This window comes from ANME-2 cluster archaeon, from assembly GCA_014237145.1.
Taxonomy (GTDB): Archaea; Halobacteriota; Methanosarcinia; order Methanosarcinales; family Methanocomedenaceae; genus Methanocomedens_A.
Genome location: JAAXOC010000016.1, coordinates 1 through 16,476, shown reverse-complemented (window position 1 = coordinate 16,476; position 16,476 = coordinate 1). Strand labels below are relative to the sequence as shown.

The window sequence follows — 16,476 nt, the reverse complement described above, 5'->3', positions numbered from 1 at the left end:
GGCGTTTCGGACGGATATGGTTCAATTGATAACTATACTATGAAAATTACTGTCAAAGATGTAGTCTTCCCGTCACCAGTAATTTCAAATGTAAACAATGACGCTGCGTCCAATAATTCTGTTATGATTTATTGGGATACTGACATCCCCAGCGATTCTCTCGTAAAATACGGTACAACAGAAGATATTTCAAGTTTCAATAATGAAAAAAATGATTTAACATTAGTAACTAATCACTACATTGTCCTTAATAATCTTGAAAATGAGACTCAATATTACTATGTTGTGAACAGTACAAGTGCTTTCGATAAAAGCAATCAATCTGATGATATAAAAACATTTACCACAACCAATCTTTACGATGATATACCCCCCGTTATAAATGATAAATCTCTAAGTAAAACAAGTAGTGTCAACTCAGGTGAAACACTAACAGTCACTATCAATGTTATTGACAATATAGGAGTAACCTTAGTAACTGCCAGCAATAATGACATGGCCAGACGAAATGCCACTCACTGGAGTGGTACGGTTAAAGCCGATTCAACAAAAAAAGTTGATATAATCGCATATGATGCTGCAGGCAATACCAACACCACTAACCTTACCTATACACTCTATACTAGTAGTGGTGGCGGTGGAGGCGGCGGTGGGACCTCAGGTGAAGCCTTTGAGAACATAGTATGCACAGAGACAGACCGCCAGTTTGTAGGTAAGGACATGAATGTCAAATATAACTTTATACTTGAAGACAACTACGTGCAGCACATCGAGTTCACAGGCCTGACAAGTGCTGGAAAAGTAGCTACAAAAGTAGAGATACTTAACCATACCTCTACAATTGTTGAAAAAGACGCACCGAACATAGTATTTAAGAACCTGAATGTCTGGATCGGTAACTTGGGGTATTTCTCCGACAACAACGTAGAGAATCCAACCATCACATTCATAGTAGATAGATCATGGGTCCGTGACAATGACATCATCCTGAACACAATCAGTTTTTACAGCTACAACGACCGCACAACTATATGGGAAAAGATGTCTACCCAGAAAATTAGCGAAGACTCCACCAGCTATCAGTTCAAAGCCAGCCTACCCATCAGAGGAAGCCTGGGACCCATGGCAATATCAGGAAGGGAAGTAATAATTATCCCTACCAACGAACCCAATGCAGACCCAGGTGGATTTGGCATGATACCTACCCCCACCCAGAGTAATACTGAACAGTCCATCCCTAAAATAACACCGACTACCTTACCGGTCACATGGACAGGAATATGGAATGCAAAGGTACCCGGATTCCAGTTATTGGGAGCATTGATTGCTTTGACAACATTATACTTTATTTGCAAGAGGCGGGATTAGATAGTTGGGGCTATTTTTTGGTACTGTCATTTTTGGTTTTTGCCCTGATTATGTACCTTACCATCTTTTCTGCTATACTTTGTGAGAAAAAGCATGAAAAAAACGGATTATGGCCCTGGTAAATGAAGATTACATTAAGCAATAAATTAAAGTGTCAAACTTGGGATAGTGATGCAATGGGATTGCAGATATAATAATTTTGTCCCAAGTCCAATGAATACGATAAGTATTTTTATTATGAATATACTTATTGATATAGTTAATAGATTATTTAAGCATATACAATTATTAATATAATATATTCATTGGTGAGTTTAGAATTGAGTAAACAATACGTTATTTTATTTATAGTGTTTATGTTCCTTTTAGTTCCGGATGCAGCCGGTTCAGCTATGGATAGTCCGTACTTGCTAAATATCAGTATCAATTCTACTGAAGATTTGTCATTTGCCAATCATAACGAATCACCAATAGAAGGTAACTGGATCAAATTAAACGGCGGCACACCTGTAACATTACCTGCTTTGAATCTCATTTTCAATAGCGTAAATAGTAGCAATTATACGCTTAACGGCAAGGCAATAAATATCACAACCAGTGTGGATAATTATTCAGATTACCTGATTGAATATCCGTATTCCAGCCATTCCATATATACAAATGTAAGCGATAGCGATGAAGTGAATTTGAGTTTTTTTGGCTCAAGTCACTTTGCTGATCTTAGTATAGATATTTATCTTGTAAATTCCACCATTGATGAAGTATGGGATATATTCAATGATGTAATCGATGGGAATACTACTCTTATCCGCAATCTATTAAATGATTCAGAGGAAAGACTCAATTATTCTCTTAACGGTACCGGAGACAGTTCCAGTATAAGTTTCGGTTCTCAGCAGGCTGGTGATTATATAATATTAGTCCTGCTTAATTCATCTCACACAAATCCAAATGAATATTCCATACTTTCTGCAACTGCAGTTCAAATATTAAAGTACGAATCTGTAGTAACAGCGCCAGCAAGTGCAAAAACCAATAATATTGTGCCTGTTCAGATAGAACTTACTGGTGCTAATCAGAATTATACCTACGGTGCAATCCTGATACATAAGGACGCTTACGAGGCTACATTGAGATTTGAGTTTAATGGTACTGGGAAACAGACCAATCTTACAATTGATGGAGCAGATCTTATCGAGATGGGCGAACTTACAGGAATAAACCTTAGCAGCTTAAACACAACAAAGCTTCAGGAAATAATAGAAACTGTAATCGGTCCTGAAAATGGCACAGTAGCCTTTACAGATAATACAGATTCAATAAGTGCATCTTTTTCCCTCACTACCAACGACCTGAATACCGGTGATTACTACCTGCTTGTGGGTGCTTATGAATCTGGTGAAAGACTGGTAGCTTTCGACCAGAGTATTATCAACATCTACACTCCTTCAGATTCCTCCAATGGCGGTGGAGGCGGCGGTGGAGGCGGTGGGACCTCAGGTGAAGCCTTTGAGAATATAATATGCACTGAGACAGACCGCCAGTTTGTAGGTAAGGACCTTAATGTCAAATACAACTTTATACTTGAATGCAACTGCGTGCAGCATATCGAGTTTACAGGTCTGACAAGTGCTGGAAAAGTAGCTGCAAAAGTAGAGATGCTTAACCATACATCTACAACTGTTGATAAAGACGCACCGAACATAGTATTCAAGAACCTGAATGTCTGGATTGGCAACATGGGCTATTTCTCCAAAAACAACGTGAAGGATCCAACCATCACGTTCATAGTAGACAGATCATGGGTCAGCGACAATGACATCATCCTGAACACAATCAGTTTTTATTACCACAATGACTATACAAATACATGGGAAAAGATGCCAACCCAGAAAATTGGCGAGGATTCTACCAGCTATCAATTCAAAGCCAGCTTACCCATTAGAGGAAGCCTGGGACCAATGGCGATATCAGGAAAGAATCTGGTTTATGTCCCCACCTCTGTTCCCACCTCGACACCGATGATTACCCCCTCTGAGAATATTCTTGAAATAATTTCGAATGCAACAAATATTACTACATGGACTGAAATCTGGAAGACAAAAGTACCCGGGTTCCAGGCATTGACTGCAATTATTGCACTTATAACATTGTATATTATTAGAAATAGGCGGGATTAAATGGCTGGGGCTAGTTTTTGGTACTGTCGTTTTTGTTTTTGCTCTAATTATGTATCTAAGATAGTGAGGGATATTAGCTAAAAGCTGTGCTCAATCTCAGGACCAGTGTTGGAATTGGCTGAGAAGGGGGGGCTATTCCCACAGGACTGTTGGAGAGGTTAAGAGGTATTGGATATGAATGGTGAGTATTGAAATGGTGAGTATTGAAATAGTGGGTATTGAAATAGTGGATACATCAGAATATGTTAGATTCCATAAATCATACGATTCAATTGTAATAGTAAAGTGATATAATATCATTGGATATTTATATAAAATAATATTATATATGATGACCATTAAATATATAATATATTCAATCCTCGGATATCAAAATATTTATAAAAGTGAAATATTACATAATGGTGTTTAATATAAAATATAGATTATAAAATGGAGATGTATTAATTTCTGTGGTGATTGGTGAAGGATATGCATTTATTGATTCCAGTATTGCTTCCAGTGTTGAATTTTGGGAATAGAACTACAATAGGTGCAGGTTCTGAGGTTATTAAAAAGTGAGGGGAAGAGATGAGGTTATTTTCTAAGATTTATATTTTATTGATTTTTTTAGGATTGGTTGGTAGTTTAATGATTACCGTGGCAGCTCAATATGATATAAGTGGCTATGTTTTTGACAATAATGGAGTAGATTTACAGGGTGTTACTGTTAACAACAATACTAATCCAAGTATCACTAATGCTTCTGGATACTATATTTTTAGTAATTATGACAATACCAGTTATTCAATCATCAACATCACAGGTAAAGATAAAACTGCCCCTATCTGGGATCCAACACCAACTGATCAGAATGTCGATCTTGGAGTAAGTTTCAGTTATGACGTAAATGCAACTGATTCGAAAACAATAAACTATGGAATAAACGATACTGATAATTTTGCAATAGATTCTAAAGGTTTAATCACAAATACCACAATTCTGTCATTAGGCGTATATGGTTTGAACATAACAGCTACGCATCGAAGTTCTAATGAAAACTGGTGTATTATTTCAGTAACAGTTCAAGATGATACTGCCCCTATCTGGAATCCTACACCAACTGATCAGAATGTCGATCTTGGAGTGAGTTTCATTTATGGTGTAAATGCAACTGATTCGCAGACAATAACCTATGGAATAAACGATACTGATAATTTTAAAATAAATCCGTCTACAGGTTTAATCGAAAATAACATAATTCTGTCATTAGGCGTATATGTTTTGAACATAACAGCTACGGATTTAAGTTCTAATGAAAACTGGAGAATTATTTCAGTAACAGTTCAGGATGAAACTGCTCCTATCTGGGATCCTACACCAACTAATCAGAATGTCTATCTTGGAGTGGGTTTCAATTATGATGTAAATGCAATTGATCCACAGACAATAACCTATGGAATAAACGATACTGTTAATTTTAAAATGAATCCATCTACAGGTTTAATCGAAAATAACATAATTCTGGCATTAGGCGTATATGTTTTGAATATAACAGCCACGGATTTAAGTTCTAATGAAAACTGGAGTATTATTTCAGTAACAGTTCAAGATTATACTGGCCCTATCTGGAATCCGATACCAACTGATCAGAATGTAGATATTGGAATGAGTTTCAGTTATGATGTAAATGCAACTGATTCGCAGACAATAACCTATGGAATAAACAATACTGTTAATTTTAAAATAAATTCTTCTACGGGTTTAATCACAAATAACACAATTCTGGCATTAGGCGTATATGTTTTGAACATAACAGCCACGGATTCAAGTTCAAATTTAAACTGGTGTATTATTTCAGTAACAGTTCAACGCACCAGCGATAGCAGCGGTGGCAGCAGTGGTGGTGGAGGAGGAGGCAGTGGGACATCCGGTGAAGCCTTCGAGAACATAGTATGCACTGAAACAGACCGCCAGTTTGTAGGTAAGGACCTGAATGTAAAATACAATTACATACTTGAAGGCAACTACGTGCAGCATATTGAGTTCACAGGTCTGACAAGTGCTGGAAAAGTGGCTGCAAAAGTAGAAATGCTTAACCATACCTCGACAATAGTTGATAAAGACGCACCGGACATAGTATTCAATAACCTGAATGTCTGGGTTGGCAACATGGGCTATTTCTCAGAGAACAACGTAAAGGATCCAACTATTACCTTCATGGTAGACAGATCATGGGTCAGGGACAATGACATCATCCAAAACACAATTAGTTTTTATAGTTACAATGACTACATCAATACATGGGAAAAAATGCAAACCCAGAAAATTGGCGAAGACTCCGCCAGCTATCAGTTCAAAGCCAACCTACCCATTAGAGGAAGCCTGGGGCCCATGGCAATATCAGGAAGGGAAGTAATAACTAATCCCGCCAGCGAACCCAATGCGGACCCGGGTGGACTTGGCATGATAACTACCCCCTTCCAGAGTAATACAGAACAGCCCACCTCTAAAATAGCAACGACCACCTTACCGGTCACATGGACTGGAATATGGAAAGCAAAGGTACCCGGATTCCAGTTATTGGCAGCATTGATTGCTTTGATAACATTATTTTTTATTAGCAGGAGGAAGGATTAGATGGCTGAGGCAAATATCAAGTTAGATGAAGTATTAGCAAATCCATTATTTAGAAAAGCACTTCACATAAGTGGAACTGTCGTCTTTGGTTATATTCTATTAAGGTTTACCTTACTCATTCTTGATACCACCCATCTGGCAACCACATGGCTTGAGACACATCAGGACACAGGTTTTTTTATCATAATCCTGGTATTTGTTTCTTCAATTTTATTAATGGATCATGTCATCAGTTACGCACGCCGCAATTATGGTGAAGATAAATATTCAATCATCGATGCCGGGGTAACATTTGCAACATCAAACATCGAAAAATATGAAAGTGAATCACCAGAAACAATTAAACCACTAATACAGAAAATATTAGCACTGTCATCCACAAAAGAAAATAAAGCACCTGAAATAGTCAAACCCAGGTCAAAAGTATCTGATATAATTGCCTCTGAACTGTCTGTTTTATCTCAAAAGTACCAGAAAGAAGAACCAGCAAGTCCTGAAGTAGCAGTAGAGGCAGTGAAACAAAAACCTGTTGAAACACCGGCGCCCGATGAAACAACAGCATCCATTAAAACGCCAGCACCCATTAGAACACCAACATCCATTAAAACGCCAGCATCTATTAAAATACCAGTACCTGATGAAACGCCAGTACCTGATGAAATACCAGTACCTGATAAAACACCAGTACCTGATAAAACACCAGTAACCGATAAAACACCAGTACCAGATGAAATACCAGTACCTGATAAAACACCAGTAACCGATAAAACACCAGTACCAGATGAAATACCAGTACCTGATAAAACACCAGTACCTGATGAAACGCCAGTACCAGATGAAATACCAGTACCTGATGAAATACCAGTACCTGATAAAACACCAGTAACCGATAAAACACCAGTACCAGATGAAATACCAGTACCTGATAAAACACCAGTAACCGATAAAACACCAGTACCAGATGAAATACCAGTACCTGATGAAACGCCAGTACCTGATAAAACACCAGTACCTGATAAAACACCAGTACCCGTTAAGGAACTAGAATTTATTGCTCAAAATGTAATAAAAAAAGAAACTCCAATAGCTAAAAAAGAGGGCGATATACGTGAATTTTTAAAAGAATTGATCGAGAGACCCATTGCAAGATCTGAAACAATCCACAAGGACCGTTCAGAAAAACAATCCACTCTTGCATCAACATTAGCTGAATTCCACAAATCTTCTTCACAGGAAGATATGATTCAATCCGGAGAGCCCCTTGTAAAACCCACATTTAAACCCGGAGCAACAGATAAAAAAGAAGAAACTGAACCAAAATCTGGAACTTCTGAGATACCTGAATTACTACAAGAAATAATTAAGAAAGCCAAACCTAAGAATTATGACGATTCAAATGTAATATTTTCAGATACAGTCCCAATTTTAGTGATGAAAGGCAAAAGGGTGGTCAAGGCATTTGAATCAAATCATAGTATCACTATAGTAGACTTCAAATCAAAGACGACACAAAAAAATGTTAAGCTCACAGTTGAATCCTTGAATGCCCCATTCCAGGAGGCTAAATCCATCAAAGATGGGGTGGTATATGAATACAATAATATCCATGTCAACCTTGACAATGAATATATTGATAAATCTGCAGTTAGATTCAAAGTAAAGCGGGATTGGATTATCAAGAATAATATAAACACAATGCAGTTGCAACAGTACATTAACGACGATTGGGTAGTTTTACCTACCACGGGAATTGGTCAGGATGCAAGGTACCTGTTTTTTGAAGCATATATTCCGTCATTCTCTTTTCCCTTTGCTATCGTGGGAATGTGAACAGGGCACCGATATTGTCGAAAATATTTTGCAGGGTATCTGTGGGGTTTATCCCTGTCACGTTCACTATCACAATAACCCCTATGATCGTACCCAGCACGCTTCCCAGGTTTGCAAGTGCAGCCACAAGAAGCACGCGGAACAACCTGTTGTTAAGCATCTCCTGAATGGTTTCAGCATCCATTATCGACCTGAAATCGTCTGTAGTTGGTGTACGCTGTTTTGCTTCCATCAGTCCGGCAAACCAACCTGCAGCCATCATAGGGTTAAGGGATGTGAGCCATGCCACCAGAAAAGCTGTAGCAATGGATTTAGGGTGACCCCTGGCAAGGGCAGCACCGGCTGCGCTTAAGACACCGTTGATGATAAACCAGTATCCCATAGCTACCAATAACATGTAGGGAGATATGGCACCTTTTATTATGCCGAGAATAACTAAAAGAAACGTGGCAAAGGCAAGGGCAACAAAGGTCAGCCCAACTATCTTTGTAATACTGAATCTCTTTTTAGGTACATCTAACAGTTGTTTAATTGGTGGTAAGGTATCAGGATGTTCAAGATATCTTTGTATACCTTCCCTATGCCCTGCACCTACTACTGCCACCACACGGCTGGACTTTGCGGCATCCAGCAGGTTTGCTGAAATATATGCATCTCTTTCATCTATAAATACCCTTGCAGCCGAGGGTGCAAACTTACGTAATTCCTCGATCAACTGGGTTACAACATCCTCTTCGGTAACAGATTCAATATCAAGTTCTTCACCCTTGAACCCCAGGGCTGCAGTAAGCATAGCCCCGGTCATCTTGAGTTTTTCCCAGATGCTCATGCTGTGCCAGAACCGCTGAAGTGTTATCTGGATATCCCTGTCCACAAGTACGATACGTGCGCCTGTGGATTCGGCTTTCTTGATGGCCTGCAGCATTTCGGCCCCGGGGTCGACGCCCAGATCATCACCGATCTTCTTCTGTACATATGCCATAAGCCAGTGAACCAGGAAATAATATGGTTTCCCGCCGCTGAGAACATCCTTGGCTGATAATTTTTTTGTTACTACCTTTTCAGTCAGCGCCTGGTACCGGGCAGGACATAGTTCAACAGCCACAACATCGGGACGTTCACGGTCTATGGTTTCCTCTACCTCTGCCACGCTTTTAGTAGACACATGGGCTGTGCCTACTATGATTATATTTTCTGCCGGGTTGTCAGAAATAGGTCTGTCAACTGTATCAGAAGATATGTTGATAGAGTAGTTGATGGTGTAATCATTTTCGTCTTGATTCATTAATTCACCGGTAATATCAGGATTTTTACTATGGTATAAGGAAGGTATTAATTATACTGCAGATACATATACCTTCCATCGTTTGAGTTAATCTCGTTCGCTTATTAGATTTATCTGGTTATGAAGTGGTTTCCATGGGCAAAAATCCCGTTGCATAGCGGTAGGTCTTCGTAATGAATCTTTCTAAAAAGCCAAAGCATGTTGAATCCTGAAATAATTTTGTCCCAAGACCATGTTGTTACTTCCGTAGCCATGGCTTCAAGATTGGCTTGTAACTTCTTAAATCATCTACTCCATTCTTAATTGAACACTGTATCAAACACGGGTTTCCAGGCCAACAAGACTACCCCAGGATAGTACCACAATTATTTAGTCCCAGAAATCTTTATCCTGCCCTACCCTAAAATTACCCTTATGCTTACATTCATCGGCATTGGCCTCTATGACAAAAAAGACATATCTGTCAAGGGCCTGGAAGCCATCCGCCGCGCAGATCACGTATATGCCGAATTCTATACCTCAGCCCTTATGGGCACCACTGTCAAGGAAATGGAAGCCCTCTATGGCAGGGAAATAACCGTACTGGACCGTGAGGACGTGGAACAGCAGCCCGAATGGCTACAACGTGCCCTGACTGAAAAAGTAGTCTTCCTCACAGGCGGCGATGCCATGGTCAGCACCACCCACGTAGACCTGCGCATGCGGGCCCATGAACTGGGTATAAAGACCTCCATCATTCATGGCTCATCTATCCTCAGCGCCGTACCAGGCCTTACCGGCCTGCAAAATTACCGCTTCGGTAAATCCACCACAATCCCGCATCCGTACACCCATAAAGACAGGACCATCATCTCCAATACCCCCTACGATATCATCAGGTCAAACCTGGATAGTGGCATGCACACCCTGGTCTTCCTTGATATCGACCCGGAAAAAGGATACATGACCATCAACCTGGGCTGTGAACTCCTGATGGAAGTGGATTCACAGCAAGGCAAACCGGACCTGGAGCAGCGCTTAACTGTAGGTGTGGCAAGGGCCGGCTCCCCATCACCTGTAGTCGTAGCCCTGCCCTTAGTTGAACTGGCACATTACGACTTTGGCAGCCCCCTGCACATACTGGTGGTTCCGGCAGACCTTCATTTCATGGAAGCAGAAGCCCTGGTTAAACTTGCCGGTGCGCCAGAAGAGATACTGGATATGGCAAAATAAAATGAAAATATGCATGTGACTTGTTTTTTTTATCAGGTCATACCTACAATCCATAAGGTCACTTACAATTCATCAGGTCACACCTACAGTTTAACCTGACCTTCGCCTGGCAAGGGCACCTCAGAAAAATCCTCCGTCCCTGATTCTTTTAAGTCCCTGCTGTTATACTCATGTTCCATTATGCCTTCCTTGAGGATGATCACATAATCGGCAGAATTCTTCAGGGCAACAGACAGCCCGGGCTCGGCACCGAATAATATCGTCTCCTTGCCGTGCTCATTGGCCTTTGACAAGAGGGGTTTGAAATCCGCATCCCTGGTCACCAGTGCAATTGTATCGATCACCGGACTGAACACCAGTTCCATGCCTTCTACAGCCAGCCTTACATCTACATCACTGGTACAAATGATAGGTTCAAAACCCTGGGTCTCAATTGCTTCCACCAGTTTATCAGATGCATACTGGTTCAAAAATACCCTGCCTATCTTGATACTGCCATAATCCTTGAGAACATCCCGTATCTCTTCCAGGTCGATCTGGAACTCTTTTCTTAGCATATTCGGTCCATCTACGAGCAGGGCGATCTTACGCCGCCCTTTCTCCTTCTTGGAACCAAGATAATTGCGAATTGATTCAAAACCACTTTTCATAGGCTTCATTTCTAATCCCCTAATAAACTATATATTGGATATATGTACTAATAAACTTGATAATTGAAAGGAATATACACAATTTTAAATAAGTTCCGATTTTATTTCATTGTTTTTTCAGGTCAAAAACCCATCGACTTACTCCTGGTGCCACATTACCACACCTGCGATAGAAGACCACATCAAACCCATTGTCCCGGTACTCTTCCAACAGTTCCTGGATCTGGTACTGTTTCTTGAACGTATAGAAATGCACAATTCCTCCCTGTTTTACAAGTCCGGATATCTCATACAGGAAATGGTCCATCCCGTAAGGAATAGGAAGTACAGCCCTGTGGAAACTGTCCCTGACCATATAAGGGATACGGGATGCATCCCCGTATATGATGGATACATTTGTATCGACCCGGTTCAACTTCACATTCTCTGCCAGCCACCTGCACGCCTTTTGGTTCTTTTCAACAGCCACAACACGGGCACCCCGTGAGGCGGCGGGCACAACATAGGGACCCACACCGCAAAATGGTACCAATATAGACTCACCGTCCCTGACCTGGGATGCTATCCTGAAACGTTCGTAAGAAAGATGTGGGTTAAAAAAGACCTCATTTACATCTAACCGGTAGCGAAACCCGTATTCCCTGTGTTCGGTCCTGGTAGTAGTACCTGATAGTGTCTCATACCTTCCAACCCTGTCCTCCCCGGCAAGCATGGATACTTTGTTAAGCACTGTCCCTATGTTGCAGTGTTTTGAGATAATTGCCTGTGCTATTTGTGCTTTATAATCATCCAGTCCTGGCGGTATAGAGATAATCGCTATATTGCCGATTACATCAAAACTGTTTGGCACCAGGTGTGACAACGGTTCAGGTACTATGCATTCCATACGGGTTTTCAGGGTCATTCAACTTGCTCTATACTTTTACAGCCCTATACTTTTGCAGCCAGATATATTAGTTCCATCCAAAATTAGTTGCATCCAAATGATTTTATTATAACAAAACATCAGGTAGTTCGATGAAATTATCTGACGATATACGCGCTCAATTGAAATTTGATGATAAAGGGCTTATTACTGCCATAGCCCAGGATCATGAGACGAACGAGATACTCATGCTGGCTTTCATGAACCTTGAAGCCCTTGAAAAGACAGTAGAGACGGGTAAGGCTCACTACTTCAGCCGCAGCCGGGGCAAGCTCTGGCTCAAGGGCGAAAGTTCCGGTCATGTGCAGATCGTACACGATATGTACATTGACTGTGATGCCGATGCTGTACTGATGAAGGTTGAACAACTTGGCGGCGGTGCGTGTCATATGGGATATAGATCTTGTTTCTACCGCACGCTTGAAGGCGATGTGGTAAGCGAGAAGGTCTTTGATCCCGAAGACGTATATTAGTCCGGAAAGATGGGGGGAGGGGATTTGAAACTGGTACTTGATACAAGTGTGATCATTGGAGGGCGTATTACTTCCCTTATCGATGCAGGGGAATATAGGGATTCTACCATAATCGTGCCCGAGGCTGTGGTGGCCGAGATAGAATCGCAGGCAAACCGGCACCGTGAGTCAGGGTATAATGGACTTGAGGAACTGGGCCGGCTTAGGGAGATGGCGAATCTCGGCATGATCGAACTCGAATTTGCAGGAAAGCGGCCGGGTCCCGCACAGGTGGAACTGGCAAGAACAGGAGAGATCGATGCTATGATACGGCAGGTTGCACTCGATTGCAGTGCCACCTTCATGACAGGGGATCGGGTGCAGTCCATGATAGCTGATGCCAGGGGCCTGGAAGTGATATTCCTGCCTCCTGAAAAGACCGAAGCCAAAGCTACTGCCATAGAGGAGTTCTTTACACCCGACACAATGTCAGTGCATCTCAAGGACGGTGTGGAGCCACTTGCTAAAAAGGGTTCAATCAAGGATATCCAGCTAGTCAGGATAGGTGATACTACCAGCACTGAGGACGAACTTCGGTCAATGGCCAGGGAACTTATTAAAAGGACAAGAAGGGACCCTGACAGCTTTATAGAGATGGAATACGACGGTGCGACAGTGCTCCAGCTTGGGAACATGAGGATCGCAATCGCCTCCCCGCCCTTTTCGGATGGCATGGAGATCACTGTGGTGCGCCCGGTGGCATTTGTGTCAATAGACGACTACAGGATGGCAGGGGAACTAAAGCAGCGATTGGCAGGCCAGCAGCGAGGTGTACTTATAGCAGGTCCGCCAGGGGCTGGAAAATCCACATTTGCCGCAGGGGTGGCAGAGTTCCTCCAAAGTTGTAACAAGATCGTCAAGACAATGGAATCACCCAGGGACCTGTCAGTAGAAGATGCAATCACCCAGTATTCGCCGCTGGAAGGGAGTATGGAGAAGACAGCAGATCTGCTGCTGCTTGTCAGGCCTGATTATACTATTTACGACGAGTTGCGCAAGACCACGGATTTCCAGGTGTTCGCTGATATGAGGCTGGCTGGAGTGGGCATGGTGGGTGTGGTTCATGCAAATAGACCTGTGGATGCTATACAGAGGCTTATCGGCAGGGTGGACCTGGGTATGATACCACAAGTAGTGGATACGGTGATATTCATTGAGAGAGGGGAAGTGGCCAGTGTGCAGGATATAAAGTTCACTGTTAAAGTACCTCATGGTATGACCGAATCCGACCTAGCTCGCCCGGTGATCGCGGTGACGGACTTTGAGAGCGGCAGGGCTGAGTTCGAGATATATACATACGGTGAACAGGTAGTGGTAATGCCCACTGCCAAAACCCGGGAGACTGTCCCCTCTGCGTGGGGACTGGCTGCAGAACGTATACGCGACGAGTTTCGCCGTAAGGTGAACGGGCCTGTTAAGGTTGAATTGAGCGGGGATAACAGGGCCACCTTGTGGGTCAATGCTATTGACATCCCCGAAGTGATCGGCAAGGGTGGCAGGAACATCGAGACGATGGAAAAAAGACTGGGTATCCATATAGATGTTAGACCCCTGGACAGCACCCAGGTGTCAAAAGGGAAGGAATCAGGAAAGATAATGGTTCCTGAAATCTCAATGAAGAATAAACACATTATATTGAAATCGTGTGGAGTGGCCGGGACGGACGTGGAAGTGATGGTGGAGGGAGAACTCATCTTTACTGCTACTGTGGGGCGAAAAGGTGATATCAGGATTGTCAAGGACTCTGATATTGGTGATAAATTACAGAAAGCATTACGTGATAAACTTAAAATCAGTATCCGAACACTCACCTGAAAATAGATATATAGTAACTACAATATACTTTATTGATATTATGATAAATTTTTGTACAAAGTGTGGGGGAAAAATGAACCTGTTCAGGTATCCATCACTGAAAAGGTTTGACCACCTGGGCAAAAAACTCTTAATTTACAAATGTATTGAATGTGGGCATGAAGAGCAGTATGCAGAATAATGCTGTTAATTTTTTCAAAAAAACAATCTGTGCGCTATTTCTTACAATTGATGTTAAATAATAAATATTATTAAAAAAAATACATACAGCTGGAAATGAAATTAGCTGCAATCACTGGTACCGTATAGTTGTCTCCAACCATTACTGGACTGTATAGTTTTTATGAGAATACTGCATAAACCTCTTCGTGCGGATGCACAACGACTCCACTTTTGGTAATATCGTAGGGATGGATCTTCTTGCTGTGGTCAGAGCCGCGCATCTTAAATATTTCAAGGCTGCGCACCCTTACATTTTCCATCCTCTTGTAATACAGGGCAATTGTCCCCTCGGTCACGAAGTTCTCCACTCCGAAACGGCTGGGATGATCATCATCCACAACTTCGGATGTCATGATTGAAGTCAGGCCCAGTATTTCCAGGGTGGTGGATAATTTTAACAGTTCCACACGTATCTTGGCCGGGTCCTGCAGATAGAATCCAATGGACGTAGTTGAATCTATTACTGCCCGTTTTGCATCGATCTCTTCCTGGATCATAATGATCTGATCCATCATGGAACGCATGTCAAAGGGTCTTACATCAACGTATTTTTCCTGTGACGGGATACCGATCTTGGTGGACGCCGCATCAATAATGGCAAGTTTTCCATCATCCTCCAGGGCCTTCAGGTCCCAGCCGAATGCTTTTGCATTGTCCCTGATATGTTCGGGCCGTTCCTCTGTTGCTACTATGATGCCGTTCTCATTATATTTGGTGATGCCGTTGTAAATGAATTGAAGCGCAAGAATGGATTTTCCAGCCCCTGAAGTTCCTGATACCAAGTATGTATGGTCCCTTAACAGGCCGCCTCCACAAAGCTCATCAAAACCTTCTATCCCGGTTAGAACGCGATCCAACCCATCATTAGTGTCCTCTGTATTTTCTTCCATTATGATTCACCCGTTGATTTTATAATTAGATAATAACACTAACTACATATATTCATTATGATTATGATAATATCTTAAGTTATCCCATGTATTATAGTTAATAGTATCCATTGAAATTAGTTGCGAATATTAAGATGTGAACGCAGGATGTAAATGGATAATTATTTTCATGTAATGGCCGTCTCAAAAAATATATTTAGACCATTATACTAACATTTATATCGTATAATATTAAATTTTGTATCCTATGGATAATACAATAGTCAAGTCTTCTGGTGAAACGGGTTTTGTAAATACCCCGGATACACAGGACGATGATGTACAATCATTAAATAAAAAGATCGAGCAGCTTGATGAGCAGAACGACCAGCTCCAGAAACGACTACTTGATGCTGCTGTAGCCAACAGCAATTACCTGCAGACCATACAGAAACTCAAGGAACAGGTAAACCAGTTGAAACTACCACCCCTGTTCATTGCATCAATAATGGAAGTTATCAATGATATGGCACTGCTGCGCCAGCATGGCAGCAACCAGGAAGTTATCACCCGCATCCCGCCTGAAATAGCAGATGAATTACAAGCCGGTATGAGGGTTGCGGTGAATAACAATTTTGTGATTGTGAACTTACTGGCAAAGCCAGCCGACCTAAGGGCCAGGGTCATGGAACTGATCGAAGCACCCAATGTGGATTACAGTTCCATAGGCGGGCTTGACCAGCAGATCCAGGAAGTAGTGGAAACAATTGAGCTCCCGCTAACCGATCCGGACCTGTTCAGGGATGTGGGTGTGGAACCACCAACAGGTGTACTTTTATACGGGCCGCCCGGCAGCGGTAAGACCCTCATTGCCAAAGCGGTGGCCAGCCGGGCTAATGCAACATTCCTCAGGATGTCAGGTTCTGAACTTGTCCAGAAATACGTAGGAGAAGGTGCAAGGCTGGTACGTGATGTGTTCCAGATGGCAA

The 16,476-nt window shown here is 42.0% G+C and carries 12 protein-coding genes; 8 read left to right on the top strand and 4 right to left on the bottom strand.

Annotated features, from left to right (window positions below; all coding sequences use genetic code 11):
• Positions 1-39 precede the first annotated feature (39 nt).
• The 4 genes from HF974_02920 to HF974_02905 all read left to right on the top strand — a co-directional run bounded on the left by HF974_02920 (position 40) and on the right by HF974_02905 (position 7,997).
• Entirely contained in the window at positions 40-1,368 is a 1,329-nt protein-coding gene (locus HF974_02920) for a PGF-pre-PGF domain-containing protein (GenBank protein ID MBC2697290.1), read from the top strand.
• Between the two features lie 320 nt (positions 1,369-1,688).
• On the top strand, positions 1,689-3,548 hold the full coding sequence (locus HF974_02915; GenBank protein ID MBC2697289.1) for a TIGR04279 domain-containing protein: 1,860 nt from the start codon (positions 1,689-1,691) through the stop codon (positions 3,546-3,548).
• A gap of 570 nt (positions 3,549-4,118) precedes the next feature.
• Positions 4,119-6,167, top strand: a complete 2,049-nt coding sequence (locus tag HF974_02910) for a PGF-pre-PGF domain-containing protein (protein MBC2697288.1) — start codon at positions 4,119-4,121, stop codon at positions 6,165-6,167.
• Complete coding sequence (locus HF974_02905; GenBank protein ID MBC2697287.1) at positions 6,168-7,997, top strand: PGF-pre-PGF domain-containing protein; 1,830 nt, start codon at positions 6,168-6,170, stop codon at positions 7,995-7,997.
• On the opposite strand, the gene HF974_02900 is transcribed toward HF974_02905, so the two are convergent.
• The gene (locus HF974_02900; protein ID MBC2697286.1) at positions 7,981-9,282 is read right to left on the bottom strand and encodes a TraB/GumN family protein; all 1,302 of its coding nucleotides are present in this window, start codon (positions 9,280-9,282) and stop codon (positions 7,981-7,983) included. The two genes, HF974_02905 and HF974_02900, sit on opposite strands and share 17 nt — an antisense overlap.
• Positions 9,283-9,696: 414 nt before the next feature.
• Between HF974_02900 and HF974_02895 the strand changes: the two genes are divergently transcribed.
• The gene (locus HF974_02895; protein ID MBC2697285.1) at positions 9,697-10,494 is read left to right on the top strand and encodes a diphthine synthase; all 798 of its coding nucleotides are present in this window, start codon (positions 9,697-9,699) and stop codon (positions 10,492-10,494) included.
• An 83-nt stretch (positions 10,495-10,577) separates the two neighbouring features.
• Here HF974_02895 and HF974_02890 read toward each other — a convergent pair whose 3' ends face one another.
• Together HF974_02890 and HF974_02885 are read right to left on the bottom strand one after the other, a co-directional pair.
• Positions 10,578-11,153, bottom strand: coding sequence for a TIGR00288 family NYN domain-containing protein (locus HF974_02890; GenBank protein MBC2697284.1), 576 nt, complete (start codon positions 11,151-11,153; stop codon positions 10,578-10,580).
• A gap of 97 nt (positions 11,154-11,250) precedes the next feature.
• Complete coding sequence (locus tag HF974_02885) at positions 11,251-12,048, bottom strand: class I SAM-dependent methyltransferase family protein (GenBank protein ID MBC2697283.1); 798 nt, start codon at positions 12,046-12,048, stop codon at positions 11,251-11,253.
• Positions 12,049-12,161: 113 nt separating this feature from the next.
• Between HF974_02885 and hisI the strand changes: the two genes are divergently transcribed.
• Together hisI and tadA are read left to right on the top strand one after the other, a co-directional pair.
• The gene (gene hisI / locus HF974_02880) at positions 12,162-12,542 is read left to right on the top strand and encodes a phosphoribosyl-AMP cyclohydrolase (protein MBC2697282.1); all 381 of its coding nucleotides are present in this window, start codon (positions 12,162-12,164) and stop codon (positions 12,540-12,542) included.
• Between the two features lie 9 nt (positions 12,543-12,551).
• A complete protein-coding gene (tadA, locus tag HF974_02875; protein MBC2697281.1) occupies positions 12,552-14,396 on the top strand; it encodes a Flp pilus assembly complex ATPase component TadA in 1,845 nt (614 codons plus the stop codon).
• Between the two features lie 341 nt (positions 14,397-14,737).
• On the opposite strand, the gene HF974_02870 is transcribed toward tadA, so the two are convergent.
• Positions 14,738-15,508: a circadian clock protein KaiC gene (locus HF974_02870; protein MBC2697280.1), complete on the bottom strand. Its 771-nt coding sequence runs from the start codon at positions 15,506-15,508 to the stop codon at positions 14,738-14,740.
• Between the two features lie 247 nt (positions 15,509-15,755).
• On the opposite strand from HF974_02870, the gene HF974_02865 reads away from it, so the two are divergent.
• The coding region (locus tag HF974_02865) for an AAA family ATPase (protein ID MBC2697279.1) at positions 15,756-16,476 on the top strand (721 nt) is incomplete at its 3' end.